Genomic DNA, 19,584 nt, shown 5'->3' on the forward strand with positions numbered 1-19,584 from the left:
ATTGAACCTAAACCCGACGCCGCCGCGTCAGTTGATCCAGCGCAAGCGGGGACACTTTTGTTCGCCCCCGTTTGCTGCCGGTTGACTATTTTCCGCCGCCCAGCGAGTGGACGTAAACTGCCATCGCCTTGATGGTGGCGGGATCGAGCCGCCCTTCCCAGGCCGGCATCACACCCGCGCGGCCCTGGCTGATGGTCTCGATCAGCGACGCCTCGTCCGAACCATAGAGCCAGATCTTGTCGGTCAGGTTGGGAGCGCCCATCTCCGGGTTGCCCTTGCCGCCGTCGCCATGGCAGGCGACGCAATTCTCCGCGAAGATCTTCTCGCCCCTGGCCGCGTCATAGCCCTTGCGGGTCGGAAGGCCCGACAATGCCCGGACATAGTTGGCGGCCGTGACGATCTCGTCCGGTTTCAGCACGCCGTCCTTGCCAAAGGCGAGCATCTGGCCTTCGTGCGCCTTGGCGTGGCCGGAACGTGCGCCGAACTGGATGGTCTGCATGATCTGGTCGAGCGATCCGCCCCACAGCCAGTCGTCGTCGTTCAGGTTCGGATAGCCCTTGGCGCCGGCGCCGCCTGAGCCGTGACATGGTGCGCAATTGTCGCCGAACACGGTCTTGCCCTTGGCGCGCGCGAGCGCGAGCAGCGCCGGATCCTTCTCGATGTCGGCGAGCGAGGCCGCGCCCAGCGCAACCATCTTGGCTCCGCGGATCTTCTCGAGGTTGGCGAGCTCGACCGCGACGTCGGCGCGCGTCGAGTAGCCGAACAGGCCCGTGGTATTGCCCGAGATCAGCGGCCAGGCCGGATACACGATCCAGTAGCCGATCGCCCAGACGATGGTGAGGTAGAAGGTGATTACCCACCAGCGCGGCAGCGGCGTGTTGAGCTCCTTGATGCCGTCCCACTCGTGTCCGGTCGTGGACCTCCCGGAGACGGGATCGATGTCGCTATGATGATCGGTCATGATCTCTTACTCCTCCCGCAACGGCAGGTGTGCCGCTTCGTCGAAAGCTGCCTTGTTACGGGGCCAGAATGCGTAGGCGATGATCGCGAGAAAGATCGCGACGAACACCGGCGTCCAGATCGTGGTCACGAGACCGGACGCGAGATTGTCGAGTGTCAGGATGGCTTTCATCGTGGGTGCCTTCTCAGCGAAGATTGGCTTTCTCGTTGTAGATCTTGAAGTCGACCAGCGTGCCGAGCATCTGGAGATAGGCGATCAGCGCGTCCATCTCGGTCGGCGTGCCGGCCTTGCCGTCGAAGTTGCGCACCACGGCCTTGGCGTAGCGCTTGGTGAAAGCGTCGGAGCCGGCATTGTCAGGATCGGCCTGAGCCTTCATGTCGGCGCCCGCGTTGGCGATCTGGTCGTCGGTGTAGGGCGTGCCGACGGTCCGCAGCGTACGCATGTGGTCGGCGATCGTGTCCGGATCGACCTCGGTCTTGCTGAGGAACGGATAGCCGGGCATCACCGACTGCGGCACGATTGCGCGCGGGTTGGTCAGATGGGTGACGTGCCAGTCGTCGGAATATTTGGCGCCGACGCGGGCAAGATCGGGACCGGTGCGCTTCGAGCCCCACTGGAACGGATGGTCGTACATGCTCTCGGCGGCCAGCGAGAAATGACCGTAGCGCTCGACCTCGTCGCGCAAGGGGCGGATCATCTGCGAATGGCAGAGATAGCAACCCTCGCGGATGTAGACGTTGCGCCCGGCGAGCTCCAGCGGCGTATACGGCCTGATCCCGTCGACCGCCTCGATCGTGCTTTTGAGGTAGAACAGCGGGGTGATCTCGACGAGACCGCCGATCGCGATCACCAGCAGGATGCCGACGATCAGGATGATCGAGTTCTTTTCGAAGATTTGGTGGCGTGTCCAGAACGACATGGAAAACTCCTCATTCCGCCGGCTGAAGAGCGACGGGCATCTGGACTTCCTGTTCGCCGACGCGAACGGTCATCCAGAGATTATAGGCCATGATCAGCGCGCCGATCAGGAACAGCCCGCCGCCGGCAGCGCGGATGATGTAGAAGGGATGCATCGCCTCGACGGTCTCGATGAAGGAATATTCGAGGAAGCCGAGCGAGGTGTAGGCGCGCCACATCAGGCCCTGGAGGATGCCGGACACCCACATCGCCGAGATGTAGAGGACGATGCCGAGCGTCGCGATCCAGAAGTGCCAGTTGACGAGCTTGAGGCTGTAGAGGCCCTTGCGATTCCAGATCCAGGGTACCAGGCAGTAGAGCGCGCCAAAGGAGACGAAACCGACCCAGCCGAGCGCGCCGGAGTGCACGTGGCCGATGGTCCAGTCGGTGTAGTGGCTAAGCGAGTTGACCACCTTGATCGACATCATCGGGCCTTCGAAGGTCGACATGCCGTAGAATGCGACGGAGACGACGAGCATGCGCAGCACGGGATCGGTGCGCAGCTTGTCCCAGGCGCCCGACAGCGTCATCAGGCCGTTGATCATGCCGCCCCAGGACGGCATCCACAGCATGATCGAGAAGGTCATGCCGAGCGTCTGGGTCCAGTCCGGCAGCGCCGTGTAGTGCAGATGGTGCGGGCCGGCCCAGATGTAGAGAAAGATCAGCGCCCAGAAGTGGATGATCGAGAGGCGGTAGGAGTAGATCGGCCGCTCGGCGCGCTTCGGAATGAAGTAGTACATGATGGCGAGGAAGCCGGCAGTGAGGAAGAAGCCGACCGCGTTGTGGCCATACCACCACTGGAACATGGCGTCCTGGATGCCGCCCCAGGCGATGTAGGACTTCGAGCCGAACACCGAAACCGGCAGCGCCGGGTTGTTGCCGAGATGCAGAACCGCAATCGTCACGATGAAGGCGAGATAGAACCAGTTCGCGACGAAGATGTGCGGCTCCTTGCGCTTGATGATCGTGGCAAGGAAGACCAGCAGATAGGTGACCCAGACGATGGTCAGCCACAGGTCGGAGTACCATTCCGGCTCGGCATATTCCTTCGACTGGGTGACGCCGAGCAGATAGCCGGTGCCGGCGATCAGGATGAAGAAGTTGTAGCCGACGACGACGAACCAGGGCGCGAGATCGCCTGCAAGGCGAACGCGGCAGCTCTTCTGGACGACGTAGAAGGAGGTCGCGATCAGGACGTTGCCGCCGAAGGCGAAAATCACCGCGGACGTGTGCAGCGGACGCAGGCGGCCAAAGCTGGTCCAGGGCAGATCGAAGTTCAGCGCCGGCCACGCCAGTTGCGAGGCGATGATGAGGCCGACGAGAAAGCCGGCAATGCCCCAGAACATCGCCATGACGGAGGAGAACTTGATCGGCCCCATGTTGTAATTGGGCCGGCCATTGATCTCCGCAGGCGGCAGCGCCGCCGGCCGGTCGAGGTAGCGATTGATGATGCAGAAGACCGCGGCCAGGCTCGCCGCCGCGCTCAGCGCGGCGTGGAAGGCAAAAGGCGCATCGAGCGCCTTGGCCGAGGCAATCACGCAGAGGAAGGCGGTGACCGCGAACACGACAGCCAGGCCGCTTTCACCTGACGTCATGGACTTGGAGATGGAGGGCTGGCTCATGCGGATTCTCTCTGAAAGAACACAGGGCCAGAAACCACATTCACCCTCGCGGGGAATTGATTGAAATCAAGCTATGTGGATTTCTGTTAATGTGGGTCATGCGGCGCCAGTTGCAGTGCCCTCTCCCCTTGCGGGAGAGGGCAGCGAGGAGGGCGCGGCAATCTCATTTGGGTGAGGGGTTGGCGCCGCATCAAAAGTTTTTCCGCGGATAGAACCCCTCATCCGGCGCTTCGCGCCACCTCCTCCCGCAAGGGGAGAAGGGAAGAAAAAGAATCTTCCGTAAAATCACGCAGCCGCCTTCTCACTCCCGTGCCGTCGCCTTGAGCGCCGCGATGACGTCCTCGCGAGCGACGATTCCGACCAGCTTCTGCGCGCCATTGAGCACGATGATGCTCCTGATGCGGTGCTCGACCATGATCTGGAGCACGCGCGTCAGCCGCGTGTCGGGGCTGACATAGATAAAGTCGGGCGTCATGACGTCGCCGATTTTACGGCTCATCAGGTCGTGATAGCGCGGCAGCATCTGGCTCGGCGTGAAGGCGAAGCACTTCAGGATGTCGAACTTGGTGACGATGCCGACGACCTGCCCGTCGTCCTCGACGGGATAGGAATTGAAATCGTCGCGTTCGAACATCTCGCTGAGCGCGAGCAGGTCGAGGTCGCGCCTCACCGTCTTGACGTCGTGCGTCATGTGGCCGTCGACGGTCTGTTCAAGGAATCTGTACACGGCGCGTCCTCTTTGATTCGTCTCCAGGTCAGTGCGACAGCAGCACGCAGCGGGCAGATTGAGTGACCAGATATTGGGTGACGCCGCCGAGGATCAGTTCGCGGAAGCGCGAATGGCCGTAGGCACCGGCGACGATCAGGCTGGCGCCGACATCGCCGGCAATTTTCTCCAGTTGCCCGGCGACGGTTTCGTTCCGGGCCGCTTCGGAAACGCGCGCGATCGCGGTCACGCCATGACGGGCAAGCCACGCCGTCACGTCGGTCACGCCAGCGACCGCGGCAGGGCGGTCGTCGTCGCCTTCGGGAATTGCGAGGACGGTGACATCCCTGGCCTTGCGCAGTATCGGCAGCGCATCGGCCAGCGCCCGCCGGGCTTCCGGCGTATCCTTCCACGCCACCAGGACGCTGCGCAGATCGAGCCAGTTGACCCCGTCAGGCACGACCAGGATCGGCCGGCCGGCTTGCATCACCAGATCCTTTGGGCTCGCGAGCGCGAAGGCGTCGGAAAAGGCCGGGGCTCTGCCCGCCGGTGACGACGATGTCGGCGCAACGCGCCTGGGCGAACGTAAAGCGCGCCGGGAAATCCATGGCGCTGCGCCATTCCACATGCCCGCCGCGATTCCTGATCGCGGCGCGGAATTGCGCCTCGAGCTCGCCCAGACGTCGCTTGACCGAGGCTTCTCCCTCATCGATCAATCCCTGCGCTGCGGCGCCATCGCTGAAATAGAGCGGCGGGGCGAACTGCGCCGCAGCAACGCCGATGATGGACGCTTCAAATCGTTCGGCAAGCTCGCCCGCGACCTGAAGACGCGCCTTGTTGGGCTGATCGAGCGCCAGGCTGACCATCACGGTCGCGTATGTCATCGGGATTCTCCGGGCAATGAGCTGCTATCCGATCGTAAGCCCGCCGCCGCCTGGCAGGATGAGATAGATCAAACCTTGGATCACCGCGCCGGAGGGGAATCTGCCAATGGTATAAGACATCGGAACTTGCCTCCGGCCCCTCCTTGGGTACATTGCCGACGGTAACGCTGTGCGGTTCCCCGCATCAGAATGGGAGTGATCGTTTGGCGCCGACCCGTGTGATTCATCCGCAAGATGACGGCCGGGGCGAACATTTCCGCGTTCGAATCGAAGGATTTGGCGTCGGGACCTGGGATCTCGATCTCAACACACTGGAATTGGAGTGGTCGGAGACGGCCAGAATCCTGTTCGGGATCGAACCTGACCAAACGGTGAGTTACACGCTGTTCCTGTCCCGACTGGAGCCGAACGACCGCGGGCGGATCGAGAGTGCGATCCGACACGTCTCCGAACGGGGCGGCAGCTTCGACGTGTCGTTCAAGGTCGCGAGCGCGTCGGGCAGAGCGCAGTGGATCCGCGCCCGCGCGGGCCTGATTCGGGACGAAGCCGGCGCCGCCCGACATCTCAGCGGCATCTTTCTCGATGTCGACGAGGAGAAGCAGGTCGAGGAGGCCCTTCGCACCCGCGAGAATCACCTCCGCTCGATCCTGCAGACAATTCCCGACGCCATGATCGTCATCGACGGCCACGGCATCATCCAGCTGTTCAGCTCGGCGGCCGAGCGCCTGTTCGGCTGGGCCGAGCCGGAGGTGATCGGCCAGAACGTGCGCATCCTGATGCCGGAGCCCGACAGCTCCCGTCACGACGGCTACATCGCGCGCTACCGCACCACCAGCGACCCGCACATCATCGGCATCGGCCGCATCGTGACCGGAAAGCGTCGCGACAGCACGACCTTCCCGATGCACCTGTCGATCGGCGAGATGCAGTCGGGCGGCGAGCCCTATTTCACCGGTTTCGTCCGCGATCTTACCGAGCATCAGAAAACCCAGGCGCGGCTCCAGGAATTGCAGTCCGAGCTCGTCCACGTCTCTCGGTTGAGCGCGATGGGCGAAATGGCGTCCGCGCTCGCTCACGAACTCAACCAGCCGCTGGCAGCGATCAGCAACTACATGAAGGGGTCGCGGCGGCTGCTCGCCGGAAGCCAGGATCCGAATACGCCGAAGATCGAGAGCGCGCTGGACCGCGCCGCCGAGCAGGCGCTGCGCGCCGGCCAGATCATCCGCCGCTTGCGCGACTTTGTCTCCCGCGGCGAATCCGAGAAAAGGGTCGAGAGCCTGTCCAAGCTGATCGAGGAGGCTGGCGCGCTCGGGCTCGCCGGCGCGCGCGAGCAGAACGTACAGCTCCGTTTCGGCCTCAATCCAAATGCCGATCTCGTGCTCGCCGACCGGGTGCAAATCCAGCAGGTGCTGGTCAACCTCTTCCGCAACGCGCTGGAAGCGATGGCGCAGTCGCCACGGCGCGAGCTCGTCGTCACCAACACCCGCGTCGCCGACGACATGATCGAGATCGAGGTCTCCGATACCGGCTCCGGCTTCCAGGACGACGTCATGCCAAACCTGTTTCAGACTTTTTTCACCACCAAGGACACCGGCATGGGCGTGGGACTGTCCATCAGCCGCTCGATCGTCGAGGCTCACGGCGGCCGGATGTGGGCCGAGAGCAACGCATCGGGTGGGGCGACATTCCGCTTCACGTTGCCGGCAGCCGACGAGAACTGATCCATGACGACCAAGGGAATCATCTACGTCATTGACGACGACGAGGCGATGCGGGATTCGCTGAATTTCCTGCTGGATTCAGCTGGCTTCGGCGTCACACTGTTCGACAACGCGCAGAGTTTTCTCGACGCCCTGCCTGGCCTCGCCTTCGGCTGCGTCGTCTCCGATGTGCGGATGCCCGGCATCGATGGGATCGAGCTTCTCAAGCGCCTGAAGGCGCAGCGCAGCCGGTTTCCAATCCTGATCATGACCGGCCATGGCGACGTGCCGCTCGCGGTCGAGGCGATGAAACTCGGTGCCATGGATTTCCTGGAAAAGCCGTTCGAAGATGACCGCCTCATCGCCATGATCGAATCCGCGATCCGCGAGGGCGAGCCGGCGGCCAGGAACGAGGCCATGGCCCAGGACGTCGCCGCTCGCGTCGCTTCCCTGAGCCCCAGGGAACGCCAGGTCATGGAGGGGCTGATCGCGGGCCTCTCCAACAAGCTGATCGCCCGCGAGTACGACATCAGCCCGCGCACCATCGAGGTCTACCGGGCCAATGTGATGACCAAGATGCAGGCCAACAGCCTGTCGGAACTGGTGCGGCTGGCCATGCGGGCCGGAATGCTCAACGATTGAAGTCACCAGGATTGAGGCAAGTCAAAACCGGTCGCTCGCTCTGTGCTACCAGATCGGAATGATTGCGATCAGCTCCCATCCTGAGCGGCTCCCGATGTCGTCACCCGCAAAGCCAAGCATCTATGTGGTCGACGACGATGCCGCTGTGCTCGGCTCGCTGAGGTTTTTGCTGGAAACCGACGGTTTTGCCGTGCGGACCTTCAGGAACGCCACGGCGCTGCTCAATGCGGCGAGCCCGTCCGGTGCAGACTGTTACGTGATCGACTACAAAATGCCCGACATCAACGGCATCGAGCTGGCCGGGCGACTGCGCCAGTCCGAGGGCGATACCCCGGTGATCCTGATCACCGGCTATCCCGACCCGAATATCTCGGCCCGGGCGGCGGCCGCAGGCGTAAATGAAGTGATTCTGAAGCCGCTTCTGGACGAAAACCTGGTCAAGCGCATTCGCCACGCCATCCAGAACCGGGTCCATAGCTGACCTACGGGATTCTACGTAAGGCAACCTCCTTAAGATATCTCGCGAAATTTTCGAGGCACCCGATACCGCGTACCAAGGCGTCATCACAACGGAGATGGCGCAGATGCTGACCCAGACCTTCAACACCCCGGCGATCACCACCCAGATCGGTGGCAAGATCGCACCCGCCCATCCCGTCTCAGACCAGTTCGGCGCGATTGCCGGCCATGTCGGCCTCGTTGCCACCGAGTTCTCCTACCGCAAGGAAGAGGAGATCTATGGTGAGGACGAGCCGGCCGAGTATGTCTATCAGGTCGTTACCGGCGCCGTGCGCAGCTACAAGCTTCTCTCCGACGGCCGCCGCCAGATCGGCTCCTTCCACCTTCCCGGCGACGTGTTCGGCCTCGAATCCAGCACCACCCACCGCCTTGCTGCTGAAGCTATCATCGACACCACGGTGCGCCTCGTGAAGCGCGCGAGCCTCGAGAAGGCCGCAGCCACCGACGTCCAGGTCGCCCGCAAGCTCTGGGCCATGACCGCTGGCGAGCTTCGCCACGCCGAAGACCACATGCTGCTGCTGGGCCGCAAGACCGCGATGGAGCGCGTCGCAACCTTCCTGCTCGAAATGGATCGCCGCCTCGCGGTTGCCGGCATGATGGCGCTGCCGATGTGCCGCCGCGACATCGGCGACTATCTCGGTCTCACGCTCGAGACCGTCTCGCGCGCGCTGTCGCAGCTTCACGCCCAGGGCATTCTCGGCTTCTCGGGCGCCCGCCAGATCGTGCTGCGCAACCGGGCACGCCTGCACAATCTCGACGCCTGATCTCCCCTCTTCCACCCGCTCATGGCCGGCTGAATTGGTTCAGCCGGCCATTTCTTTTGCTGCGATCATGCCCTTGCGCCGCGTCTCCGGCATCACAAGCAGAATAAGCAGAAGTCCCGTCGCGGCGACGCCAGATAGCCCCATGAACGCCGTGGCATTGCCGAACTTGTCGCTGACATAGCCGCCAAGCGCGGTGCTCAGCGACGCGCCGATGCCCATTGCCGTGCCGACGATGCCCTGCGCGAGGTTGAAATGGCCGCTGCCGAAGGCGACGTCGGCCACGATCAGCGGGATCATCACCGCGAACACCGCCGCGGTGAGACCGTCGAACACCTGCACCAGCACCAGCAGATACGGATCGCGCACGGTCGCGAACAGCAGACCGCGAATCGTCAGCGCCGCGAATCCGATCAGCAGCAGCGGCCTGCGGCCCCACGCTTGCGCCTTGCGCCCGACGCTCGGCGACAGCAGCGCCACGATCGCCTGCGGCACGACGATGCAAAAAGCGACGAGCACCGTCGCCCACTCGCTCGATCGCGCCGTCACCGCGCTTGCCATCAGCGGCATCATCGAGGCGTTCGCGAGCTGCAACAAGAGCACGCTGAGCGCAAAGACAATGAGCGGCCGCTGCCGGATCAGATGCCAGATATTGGTGTCGCCGCGTTCCTTCGCCTCGCGCGGCATCTCGCCGTGACAGCGGGCGATGTCGACCTCATGCTCCCGGATGCGAGAGAGTGCGATCAAAGTCGGAATCGCGAGCAGAAAGGTGACCAGGAATACCGAGCGGCTCGACAGCAGATAGCCGGCCGTTCCCATCACCGCAGCCGCAACGCCGTTGCCAAGCGAAGCGAAGCGCGCGTTCCGGCCGAGACGCTCGCCTATCGCGAGCGGGCCGACCAGACCGAGGCTGATCGCCGCGATCGCCGGTCCGAGCACGCAGCTTGCTGCCGCGTGCAAGGTGGCCGCAGCCACCACCACGGGGAAGATCGGCATTGCCGCATAGGCAAGCGCGCAGCAGCCGATGGTGGCGATCGCGAGGCCTGCGACCAGCCGCTCGGATTTCGCGGCATCGATGATGGCGCCGCCCGGCATCTGGCCGATCAGGGCAACGATGCCGCCGATCGACAGCACGAGGCCGATCTCGACCTGGGTCCATTTCTGGGTCGTCAGATAAACTGCGATGAACGGCCCGAATCCGGTCTGCACGTCGGCGAGGAAGAAGATGAACCAGTCGAGGCCGCGCAGGCTCTGGCGCGACGGCGCCGGGATGCCGGCAGGCGACGGCACCGAGAATTTGTCCTGCTCAACGCGGCCCTCGCGATCCGCATGATTCGGCTTTCTCGACAACAGCACCGGCGGCCATTCCTCCCCGCGCCTCACTGAACAGCTTGCAGTGGCTGCAGGCTGCCGGATGCGCCGAGCACCACCATCGGCGTGTCCTCCTTGTATTCCGGCGCGGCTGCGACCTGTGCCTTGGTCAATTCCAGCGTGATGCTGTCCTTCTTGTTGACGATCTTGCCGAACCGCATCGCGTTCCAGTCCACCACGATCTTGCGGCTGCCGACGCCGAGGAAGCCGCCAAAATCGATCACGGCAGCGCGCACGTGCCCGCTCCGGTCGACGATGACGTCGACGATGCGGCCCATGTCCTCGTTCGCCGCGCTGAGCACGTCACGGCCAAGCACACCGTGCGCGTCGCTCGCGCCGATGATCGTGACCGACGGCGGTGGCGCGGCATTCTTTGGCGTGACGGGGACCGATGACGCCGGCGGCTGCACCGTCGGCGGTGCATTCGCTTCAGTCGCGGGTGCGGGCGCCTGCTCCGCGGCGCGTGAGACGGCGAGCGTCATCCCGACGACCATCACGACGCCCAGGGCCAACCATCCGGCGGTACGCATGCACCCTCCTCCTGGCGCGCCGCTAGCGCGCCAGCACGATCGAGACTTGAATCTGGCCACGCGTGCGCAGCACCTCCAGCGCCACGTCGTCGCCATGGCGGCTGACACGCAGGTCCACGCTGGATTCGCCCAGACGCAGATCGCGCAAGATCACCTCGTGCAGAAACGCCGGCAGATGCGGATTGCGCAGCCGGATCTCGCCGCGCGCCACGTCGAACTCGATGCCCAGCGCCGCCTCCAAGAGCGTGAACGCCGTGGCGCTGGCCCAGGCCTGCGGCGCGCAGGCGACCGGATAGAGCGTCGGTCCGCGCCGCTTTTCGCGCCGGAAACCGCAGAACAATTCGGGCAACCGGCGCAGGTCCATGTAGGTCGCGGCGTCGAACAGTCCCTTGAAGACATGCGCGACCGAATGCTTGAGCCCGTAGCGCGCGAGCCCGAGCGCGATCAGCGCATTGTCGTGCGGCCAGATCGACCCGTCATGATAGGACATCGGGTTGTATCGCACCTCGCCGACAGCGACGGTGCGGATGCCCCAGCCCGAGAAGAAGTGCGGCCGCATCAAATCGGCAGCGACGAGCCGCGCGCGGTCCTCGCGGATCATGCCGCTGAACAGGATCTGGCCGGCGTTCGAGGTCCGCACCTTGCACGGCCGCTTCTTGCCGTCGAGCGCAAGCGCATAGGTGCCGAGCTCCTCGCACCAGAACGCGGCCTCGAAACGCTCGGCCAGCGTCTTGGCCTCGGCCTCGAGCTTCCTGGCGAGATCAGGCTTGCCGAGCCGAAGCGCGCAACGCGCGGCGAGCCGCTTGGCGGCAAAGACGTAACCTTGCACCTCGGCGAGCGCGAGATTGCCTTCCGCAAGCTGGCCATCGGCATGGAAGATCGCGTCGTAGGAATCCTTCCAGCCCTGGTTGGCGAGGCCCTTTTCCGTGGCGCGCTGATATTCGACGAAGCCGTCCTTGTCGGGATCACCGGGGCCGTCGATCCAGGCCAACCCCGCTTCGATGGCCGGCCACAGCTCTGTCAAGGTCTTCTCGTCGCCGGTGCGCTCGAAATAGCTTCCTGCCAGCAGGACGAACAGGGCCGTGGAATCGACGCTGCCGTAATATTGCGCGAACGGGACCTCGCGCAGCGCCGCCATCTCGCCGCCGCGCATCTCATGCAGGATCTTGCCGGGCGCGGCATCGGCGAGCGGATCGACCGCTTTGGCCTGGAAATGGGCGAGCCGCCGCAGCACGCCCTTGGCGATCCGCGGATCGACCCACAGCATCTGCAGCGCGGTGATCAGCCCGTCGCGGCCGAACGTCGTCGAGTACCAGGGAATCCCCGCATAGGGATAGCGGCCCTGCGGCGTCTCCGTCATCAGCATGTTGAGGTCGGCCATGGCCTGGCACAGCACCTCGTTGAAGATGTTGTTGGAGGTCTCGATGCTGGCGGCCCCCATCGTCGATCGGCGCATCTCGCGGCGGTGGGCGAGCAGGCTTCTGAAAAAGCGCGCCGGCTTCTCCGCGACCGGCCGGTTGCAGGACACGGCCACGAACAGGGATTTCGACTCATGCGGGTCGAGTTCGAGCTGCCAGGTCGCGGCATTCACCGACAACTTCGTCGGGCGCGGATCGAAATGCAGGCTGGTGGAGCGCTCGGCGTCATCGAGACCGCGGTAGTCGAACAGCACGTCGGTCGGTCCCAACAGCCGGCTCGAGCCGATTCCGCGGCGCGGGCGCCGCTCGCCGCGGACTTCGAACAGATCGGCGAAGTCGTTGTCGAACAGCAGTGTCAGCGCGAAGCTGGCCGGGCGGTCGCCGTGGTTTTGCACGCCGATGCGCTGATAGGCGGTGCCGCGCCACAGGAAGATCGTGCGCACGATGTGCAGCAGGTCCTTTTGCAGCACGAGGCTGCCCTGCCGGTAGATGTCCGGATTGGTGAGATCGACGGTCAGGGCCGAATTGTCGTCGCGCAGGTTCGAGCCCAGCAGCAGCGGCTGGAGATCGTCGAGCACGAGCTCGAGCCTGGCAAGATAGCGCGTGTCGTGATGGAACAGGCCATCGGGCCCGCCGGCCGACGCGCCGATGTCGCCATGGCTGTCGAGCACGATAAAGGTGTCGTCGTGCTTGAGCGAACGCCGCGGCCGCGCCGACGGTCCCGTCATCGGAATATAGAAAGGCTGTTCCGCGACCTGGTCCACGGTCCGCGTCACGGAGACGAATTGGGTAACGGCTTCAGCCGACATCAGCAGCTCCCCTGCGCTTGTTTCGACACGCAACCGACTCGAACGCGACTGTTGGTTTACGCGGCGGCTTGGGCGAGCCGGCTCATTTCCTGCGTGACCAGCTCACGATAGGGCCCGTGGCCCTGCATCAGACGCTCGGGCGACCCGTCCTCGATGATCTTACCACCCCTCAACACGACCACGCGATCGAAATTGCGCAGGGTCGCGAGACGATGCGCGATCGCGATGACAGTGCGGCCGCGCATCAGCCGCGACAACGCCTCGCGGATCGCCTCCTCGGATTCGCTGTCGAGCGCGGCGGTCGCCTCGTCCAGCAGCAGGATCGGCGCGTCCTTCAGGAAGGCGCGCGCGATCGCGATGCGCTGGCGCTGGCCGCCGGACATCTTGACGCCGCGGTCGCCGACCATGGTGTCGAGACCACCAGGCAGGCTTTCGACGAAATCGCAGCGCGCCGCAATCGCGGCACGCAGCACCTCGTCGTCGGTCGCGTTCGGACGACCATAGCGGATGTTTTCGCGAATCGAGCGGTGGAACAGCGAGATGTCCTGCGGCACGACCGAGATCGCCTCGCGCAGGCTGAGCTGCGTCACCTTGGAAATGTCCTGACCGTCGATAGTGATGCTGCCTTCGTCGGTATCGTAGAAGCGCTGCAGCAGCGTGAACAGCGTCGACTTGCCGCCGCCGGACTGGCCGACCAGGCCGACACGCTGGCCTGGTTGCAGGCGCAGGCTGAAGCGTTCGAAGATCTTCGCAGCCCCGGGATAGCCGAAAGTGACATTGTTGAACGCGATCGCCGCGCCACTCTTCACCAGTGGCTCGGCCTCGGGGTGGTCGCGCAATTCATGCGGCACCAGCAGCGTGGCGATCGCCTCGGTCAGCCGCGCAACGTGCTGGGTGACGTCGACCAACGCCACCGCGAGATCGCGCGTCGCGTTCAAAATAGAGAGACCGAGGGTGCAGACCAGCACGACGTCGCCCGTGGTCGCCCGGCCATCCTGCCAGAGCATGATCGCCCAGGCCATCAGGGCGATCGTGAGCACGACAGTGACGCCGGCATGGATAAGCCGCAGCTTCTCCAGATAGCGCAGGCTGCGGCCGCGCGCGGTGAGCTCCCGGTTCACAGTCGCGTCGAAGCGCTCATGCTCGTGCCCGATGCCGCAGAAGGCGCGGACCAGCGGCATGTTGCTGATGACGTCGATCATCTCGCCGTCGACGACGGCGGCCTTGTCGGCGAAGTCGTCATGCAGCGGCTTTCCCGCGGCAGCGAGGCGGAACATCGCAAGCACCATGCCGCCGGCAATCACCATCAGGCCGAGTGCCATATAGGGACTGACGGTTCCAATCAGTGCGATTGCGGCAACCGTTGCGATGCACGGCGGCAGCACATTCCAGACGAACATGTTTTCGACCGTAAACACCGCATTCGACGTCGCCGTGATGCGGCTGGTCAGCATGCCGGGCATGCGGTCGGAGAAGTAGCTCGGCGCGTGGCCGGTCAGATGACGAAATATGTCACGGCGTAAATCACCCGTGACACGGACGAAGGTGAAGCTGGCCGTCCAGCTCGCGACCCGCCAAAGGAAATTGTCGGCGGCGATCAGCGTCATGAGGAAAATGAATGCCAGCCATACGTTCCCACCATGCGAAGCGCCGGCCGACAAGCTGTCGACGAGGGATTTGACGCCATACTGAGTGCCTACGGAGCAGGCAACGGCCGCCACCACAGCGGTCAGGATCACGAGATGCGACGCAAGGCGACGCCGAAGATAGCGCAAAACAAAGGCAAACGGCCGGTGCGCGTATCCAGAAAGATGATCCATGTGACTATCGACCCCGTCGTGATGATTCAAACTTTTGTTGTTAGCCGACTGAACATCGGCCACTTGCCTCGGTTCCCGGGCACACTCATCACGACATGCGGATGCGGGCGTTCTGCGAAGATGTGATGGCAGCATCGCGACGAGCATCCGACGTGTCGAATAAGTAACGTTCTGGAGAAGGAACTTCGCAAGTGCGGGAACGTTCCCTTGACTGGCGTGCCGGTGCCGAACAGGCGGGGGCTTTCTACAATCATGATCGCACAGAGGAGATGGTGAGATGCGCATCGCGCAGGTAGCTCCGTTGACGGAGGCTGTTCCACCCAAGCTGTATGGCGGCACCGAGCGGGTGGTGCATTGGTTGACGGAAGAGCTGGTGGCCCTTGGACACGATGTGACGCTGTTCGCCAGCGGCGACTCGCAAACCTCGGCAAAGTTGGATGCGCTGTGGCCGCGGGCGCTCCGCCTCGACGGTTCCGTGCGCGATCCCAATGCGCTGCATATGGTGATGCTGGAGCGGGTGCGGCAGAAATGTGACGACGAGGAGTTCGACTTCCTCCACTTCCATCTCGATTATTATCCGTGGTCGCTGTTCTACCGGCAGCCGACGCCGTTCCTGACCACGCTGCACGGCCGCCTCGACCTGCCGGAGCATCAACCGGTCTTCAACACCTTCTCGAAGGTCCCCGTCATCTCGATCTCGAACGCGCAGCGCCGGCCGGTGCCGCAGGCGAACTGGGTGAGGACGATTCACCACGGCCTGCCCGAGAATTTGCTGACGCCGAAGCCGGCGAAACAGGAATATCTCGCCGTGCTCGGCCGCATCGCGCCGGAAAAGGGCGTCGACCGCGCCATCAAGATCGCGACGCATTGCGGCATTCCGCTCAAGATCGCCGCCAAGGTCGATCGCGCCGACCAGGATTACTATGACGAGCTGATCCGGCCGATGATCGAGAACAATCCGCTGGTGGAATTCATCGGCGAGATCAGCGATCATGAGAAGTCGGACTTCCTGAGCGGCGCACTCGGCCTTTTGCTGCCGATCGACTGGCCGGAGCCGTTTGGCCTGGTGATGATCGAAGCCATGGCCTGCGGCACGCCGGTCATCGCCTTCAACCGCGGCTCGGTGCCCGAGATCATCGACGATGGCCTCACTGGCTTCGTCGTCGAGGACGTCCTCAGCGCAGCCGGCGTCGTCGGTCGCCTGCCGCAACTCGACCGCTCCCTCATCCGCAAGCAGTTCGAGACGCGCTTCACGGCGCGGCGCATGGCGCTGGATTATCTCGCGGCCTATCGCAGCCTCGGCGAGGAACAGGCGCCGCGGATCAAGCTGGTGAGCAGCGCGGAGTAGCAGGAGCACGCGCCCATCCCATCGCGACCGTCATGGCCGGGCATGTCCCGGCCATCGACATTTGCGTGGGGCGCGCTCCTCTCTATCAACCGTCATTGCGAGCGCAGCGAAGCAATCCAGGCTGTCCCGGCGGAGAGATTCTGGATTGCTTAGCTGCGCTCGCAATGACGGAAGAATGCGGTACCCTATCTCACCACCGCCCGCTTCGGCTCGACGATCTCGAACATGCGCGGGAATTCGTCCATCAGGCCCATCAGCTCGGCGAGGCGCATCGGGTTGCCGGCGAACTTGACCTTGCCGGCAGCCACTGCCTCCGGGAAGCTGGTCAGTTTTGCGATCACCTCATCGAGCGTCGACCGCGCGAGCGTGAAGCTGGCATCTGCATTGTCCGCCTGCATGCCCGCTGTGTAGGTGAGCGCGCAGTTCTCCAGATTGAGCACGAAGGTCTCGCCGGTGTCGGAAAAGCTCCAGTTCAGCACGATGTGCTTTCCTTCCGCCTTCGGTCCATTGAGGCGGATGCCGAGCACGTCCCAGAGCTGTGAGGTGCGCAACGCCGCCAGCGTCTCGCGCGGCATCGGCGGGCGTGCCGGCACCTTCGGCATGCCCTGGCGCAATTCCTGCGCGCCGAACAGATAGGCATTGCGCCAGGTCGCGCTTTCAGCGGCGTAGCCGAGCTGCTCCAGCGTATCCGCCAGCAACGCACGCGCCGCCTGATTGTCCGGCTCGGCAAAGACGAGATGGCCGAGCGCCTGCGCCACGAAGCGGAATTCGCCCTTTTCGAAATCGACCCGCGCCCGCGCGAGGATGGCGCCGGCGCCACCCATGTACTCGACATATTTCTTGCCCGACTCCACCGGCGGCAGCGGGTCGAGATTGACCGGATTGGCGTCGTACCAGCCCAGATACTTTTGATAGATCGCCTTCACATTGTGCCGGATGTGGCCGTAATAGCCGCGGCCGTGCCAGGCGCCCTCCAGGCTCCTGGGCAGCTGGATCGTTTCGGCGATCTCGGCCGCGGTGAGGCCATGATTCATCAGGCGGATGGTCTGGTCATGCGCGAATTTATAGAGATCGCGCTGCTGCCGGATCATGGTGCCGATGCGTTCGCGTCCCCACACCGGCCAGTGATGCTGGCCGCACATCGCCTCCGCCTTGCCGTCCCAGAGCTGCAGGGCCTCGCCCAGATATTTCGACCAGGCCAGCGCGTCGCGCACGTCGGCGCCGCGGAACGGTAGCAGATTGTGGAAATTGTGGGTGCAGTTCTCGGCCAGGTTCAACAGCTTGTAACGCGGGATGAAGAAATGCATCTCCGCCGGCGCTTCGCTGTTCGGCGCCATCTGGAATTCGAACTCGACGCCGTCGATCACGCGCCGATCGCCGGTCGCCATGATCAAATCGGTCGGCCGCAGCAGCGCCACCGAACCTGCCGCCATCGACTTGCCAAGGCCGCAATCGACCTGTCCGCGCGCGCCCTTGGCGAGGAGGGGTCCGAACTGGTACTGCGCCCGGCGCAGCATCGCAGGTCCCGCGATGATGTTCTCGGAGACAGCATGCTCCATGAACAAATTGGGCGCGATGATCGGCACGCGGCCGGTCGTGAGTGCATTCTCCTCCAGCACGCCGCGCGCGCCGCCCCAATGGTCGGTGTGGGTATGGGTGAAGATCACGGCCGCGACCGGCCGCTGGCCGCGATGCTTGTAGTAGAGATCGAGCGCGGCGCGCGCGCCCTCGATCGAGGTCAGGGTGTCGACGACGATGACGCCACTGTCGCCTTCGATCAGCGTCATGTTGGCGATGTCGAGCCCACGCACCTGGTAGATTCCGGGCACGACCTCGAACAGGCCGTGCTGCATGTTGAGCCGCGACTGGCGCCACAGGCTCGGATTGACCGTGGCCGGCGCCTGCTCGGCGGCGAGAAAGCCGTAGGGCTCGAGGCTCCAGACCGTCCGCCCTTGCGGATTGGTGATCTCCGCGTTCTCGATGGTGCCGAGAAAGCCGCGCGCGGCGTCGTCGAAATCCCGCGTGTCGGAAAACGGCAACGCATTCAGCATCGCCGTCTGCTGCGCGATGACGGACGGCGTTGCGCTCTTCGGCCCGTTGCTGGACGTGTCCGTCATCTCGATCTCCTCCCCGCCTGTTGCGCGGCATCTAACCGCATCTCGCGGTCGATTGCCATGGCGGGAGGACGCAGCAACGCGTAGCCCCGCGCCCACAGGTGGAGAGAAGCAGCTTGTTCGCAGCTACATCCCCAGCAGCCTCGGCAACCACAGCGACAGGCCCGGCCAATATGTCACGACCACGAGGAATGCCAGCATCGTCAGCAGCCATGGCCACACCGCGACCGTGAGCTCGGTGATGCCCATCTTGGCAATGCCTGAGGCGACGTAGAGATTGAGGCCGACCGGCGGATGGCACAGCCCGACCTCCATGTTGACCGTCATCAGGATGCCGAAATGGATCGGATCGATGCCGAGCTTGATCGCAACCGGAAACAGGATTGGCGCCATGATCAGGATGATTGAGGACGGCTCCATCACGTTGCCCGCCACCAGCAGCAGGAGATTGACGAGGAGCAAGAATCCAATCCAGCCGAGGCCCTGGTCGATCATCCATTGCGCCAGCGCTTGCGGCACGTTCTCGTAGGTCATCAGGAACGAGAACAAGACTGCGTTGGTGATGATGTAGAGCAGCATCGCCGAAAGATTTGCCGACGACAGCAGCACGCGCGGCACGTCTCGCAGCTTCAGATCCTTGTAGATGAACACTGCGACGATGAAGGCGTACACCGCACTGACGGCGGCAGCTTCGGTCGGTGTGAACAGGCCACTGTAGATGCCGCCGATCACGATCACGATCAGCAGGATACCCCAGATCGACTTGCGGAACGCGTCGAAGCGTTCGTAGAAGGTTGCTTTCGGCATCCTCGGATAGTCGTTACGCCAGGCCCGATAGAACGTCGTGGCGCCGAGCAGCATGGCGAGCACGAGCCCCGGCACGATGCCGGCGATGAACAGCTTGCCGACGGAGGTGTTGGTAGAGACGGCAAAAAGCACCATCGGAATCGAGGGTGGAATGAGAATTCCCAGCGAGCCCGAGGTCGTGATCACGCCCGCCCCGAACCTCTTCGGGAATCCCTGCGCGACCATCGCGGGCAGGATCACCGATCCGATCGCCACCACGGTGGCCGGCGACGAGCCCGAAATCGCGGCGAACAGCGCGCAGGCGACGACGCCCGAGAGCGCGAGGCCGCCGTACCAATGCCCGACCAGCGAAGTCGCGAACGCGATCATCCGGCGCGCCACGCCGCCATGGGTCAGGAAGTTGCCGGCAAGGATGAAGAACGGGATCGCCATGATCTCGAAGCTTTCGATGCCGGTGAACAGCTTCAGCGCCACCGATTCCGTTCGCACGTCGGTCAGCGTGAACATGAAGCTGAGCACGGTGAGGCCGAGCGCGATCGAGATCGGCATGCCTGTGAGCATCAACGACAGCAGAAGGCCGAAAACCACGGCGACACGCAGACCCTGCGGCAGCGT

At 64.0% G+C, this 19,584-nt stretch carries 16 protein-coding genes and 1 pseudogene; 5 read left to right on the forward strand and 12 right to left on the reverse strand.

Going from position 1 to position 19,584, the window contains the following annotated elements; genetic code table 11:
• Positions 1 to 85 precede the first annotated feature (85 nt).
• From ccoP to AC0L3P_RS09840, 6 genes and pseudogenes are all read right to left on the reverse strand, one after another.
• Positions 86 to 961: a cytochrome-c oxidase, cbb3-type subunit III gene (gene ccoP / locus AC0L3P_RS09815; protein WP_473301736.1), complete on the reverse strand. Its 876-nt coding sequence runs from the start codon at positions 959 to 961 to the stop codon at positions 86 to 88.
• A gap of 6 nt (positions 962 to 967) precedes the next feature.
• Entirely contained in the window at positions 968 to 1,132 is a 165-nt protein-coding gene (locus AC0L3P_RS09820; protein ID WP_015687703.1) for a CcoQ/FixQ family Cbb3-type cytochrome c oxidase assembly chaperone, read from the reverse strand.
• A 13-nt stretch (positions 1,133 to 1,145) separates the two neighbouring features.
• Complete coding sequence (gene ccoO / locus AC0L3P_RS09825) at positions 1,146 to 1,880, reverse strand: cytochrome-c oxidase, cbb3-type subunit II (protein WP_247288469.1); 735 nt, start codon at positions 1,878 to 1,880, stop codon at positions 1,146 to 1,148.
• A gap of 10 nt (positions 1,881 to 1,890) precedes the next feature.
• Complete coding sequence (gene ccoN / locus AC0L3P_RS09830) at positions 1,891 to 3,540, reverse strand: cytochrome-c oxidase, cbb3-type subunit I (RefSeq protein WP_275170410.1); 1,650 nt, start codon at positions 3,538 to 3,540, stop codon at positions 1,891 to 1,893.
• A 301-nt stretch (positions 3,541 to 3,841) separates the two neighbouring features.
• Positions 3,842 to 4,267, reverse strand: a complete 426-nt coding sequence (locus AC0L3P_RS09835; protein WP_275170409.1) for a CBS domain-containing protein — start codon at positions 4,265 to 4,267, stop codon at positions 3,842 to 3,844.
• Between the two features lie 28 nt (positions 4,268 to 4,295).
• Positions 4,296 to 5,130 (reverse strand): annotated as a pseudogene (locus tag AC0L3P_RS09840) (universal stress protein).
• A gap of 203 nt (positions 5,131 to 5,333) precedes the next feature.
• Between AC0L3P_RS09840 and fixL the strand changes: the two are divergent.
• From fixL to AC0L3P_RS09860, 4 genes are all read left to right on the forward strand, one after another.
• A complete protein-coding gene (gene fixL, locus AC0L3P_RS09845) occupies positions 5,334 to 6,851 on the forward strand; it encodes a sensor protein FixL (protein WP_275170407.1) in 1,518 nt (505 codons plus the stop codon).
• 3 nt (positions 6,852 to 6,854) lie between these two features.
• Complete coding sequence (fixJ, locus tag AC0L3P_RS09850; RefSeq protein WP_275170406.1) at positions 6,855 to 7,472, forward strand: response regulator FixJ; 618 nt, start codon at positions 6,855 to 6,857, stop codon at positions 7,470 to 7,472.
• A 58-nt stretch (positions 7,473 to 7,530) separates the two neighbouring features.
• A complete protein-coding gene (locus AC0L3P_RS09855) occupies positions 7,531 to 7,953 on the forward strand; it encodes a response regulator (RefSeq protein ID WP_275170405.1) in 423 nt (140 codons plus the stop codon).
• 103 nt (positions 7,954 to 8,056) lie between these two features.
• Entirely contained in the window at positions 8,057 to 8,755 is a 699-nt protein-coding gene (locus AC0L3P_RS09860; protein WP_473301737.1) for a helix-turn-helix domain-containing protein, read from the forward strand.
• 39 nt (positions 8,756 to 8,794) lie between these two features.
• Here the strand turns inward: AC0L3P_RS09860 and AC0L3P_RS09865 are convergent, their stop codons facing one another.
• The 4 genes from AC0L3P_RS09865 to AC0L3P_RS09880 are packed head-to-tail and all read right to left on the reverse strand — an operon-like array spanning position 8,795 to position 14,700.
• On the reverse strand, positions 8,795 to 10,108 hold the full coding sequence (locus tag AC0L3P_RS09865) for an MFS transporter (protein ID WP_275170403.1): 1,314 nt from the start codon (positions 10,106 to 10,108) through the stop codon (positions 8,795 to 8,797).
• A 23-nt stretch (positions 10,109 to 10,131) separates the two neighbouring features.
• On the reverse strand, positions 10,132 to 10,653 hold the full coding sequence (locus AC0L3P_RS09870; RefSeq protein ID WP_275170402.1) for a PRC-barrel domain-containing protein: 522 nt from the start codon (positions 10,651 to 10,653) through the stop codon (positions 10,132 to 10,134).
• 22 nt (positions 10,654 to 10,675) lie between these two features.
• On the reverse strand, positions 10,676 to 12,880 hold the full coding sequence (locus AC0L3P_RS09875; RefSeq protein ID WP_473301738.1) for an amylo-alpha-1,6-glucosidase: 2,205 nt from the start codon (positions 12,878 to 12,880) through the stop codon (positions 10,676 to 10,678).
• 56 nt (positions 12,881 to 12,936) lie between these two features.
• The gene (locus tag AC0L3P_RS09880) at positions 12,937 to 14,700 is read right to left on the reverse strand and encodes an ABC transporter ATP-binding protein (RefSeq protein WP_354057531.1); all 1,764 of its coding nucleotides are present in this window, start codon (positions 14,698 to 14,700) and stop codon (positions 12,937 to 12,939) included.
• A gap of 277 nt (positions 14,701 to 14,977) precedes the next feature.
• Here AC0L3P_RS09880 and AC0L3P_RS09885 point away from each other — a divergent pair, with 277 nt between their 5' ends.
• Positions 14,978 to 16,048 (forward strand): glycosyltransferase family 4 protein, encoded by a 1,071-nt coding sequence (locus AC0L3P_RS09885; protein WP_275170399.1) that lies wholly within the window; start codon positions 14,978 to 14,980, stop codon positions 16,046 to 16,048.
• A 185-nt stretch (positions 16,049 to 16,233) separates the two neighbouring features.
• Here AC0L3P_RS09885 and AC0L3P_RS09890 read toward each other — a convergent pair whose 3' ends face one another.
• Entirely contained in the window at positions 16,234 to 18,165 is a 1,932-nt protein-coding gene (locus AC0L3P_RS09890; protein ID WP_473301739.1) for an alkyl/aryl-sulfatase, read from the reverse strand.
• 123 nt (positions 18,166 to 18,288) lie between these two features.
• A complete protein-coding gene (locus AC0L3P_RS09895; protein ID WP_342761046.1) occupies positions 18,289 to 19,569 on the reverse strand; it encodes a TRAP transporter large permease in 1,281 nt (426 codons plus the stop codon).
• Positions 19,570 to 19,584: the final 15 nt, after the last annotated feature.

It is taken from the genome of Bradyrhizobium sp. WSM4874 (genome assembly GCF_055811835.1).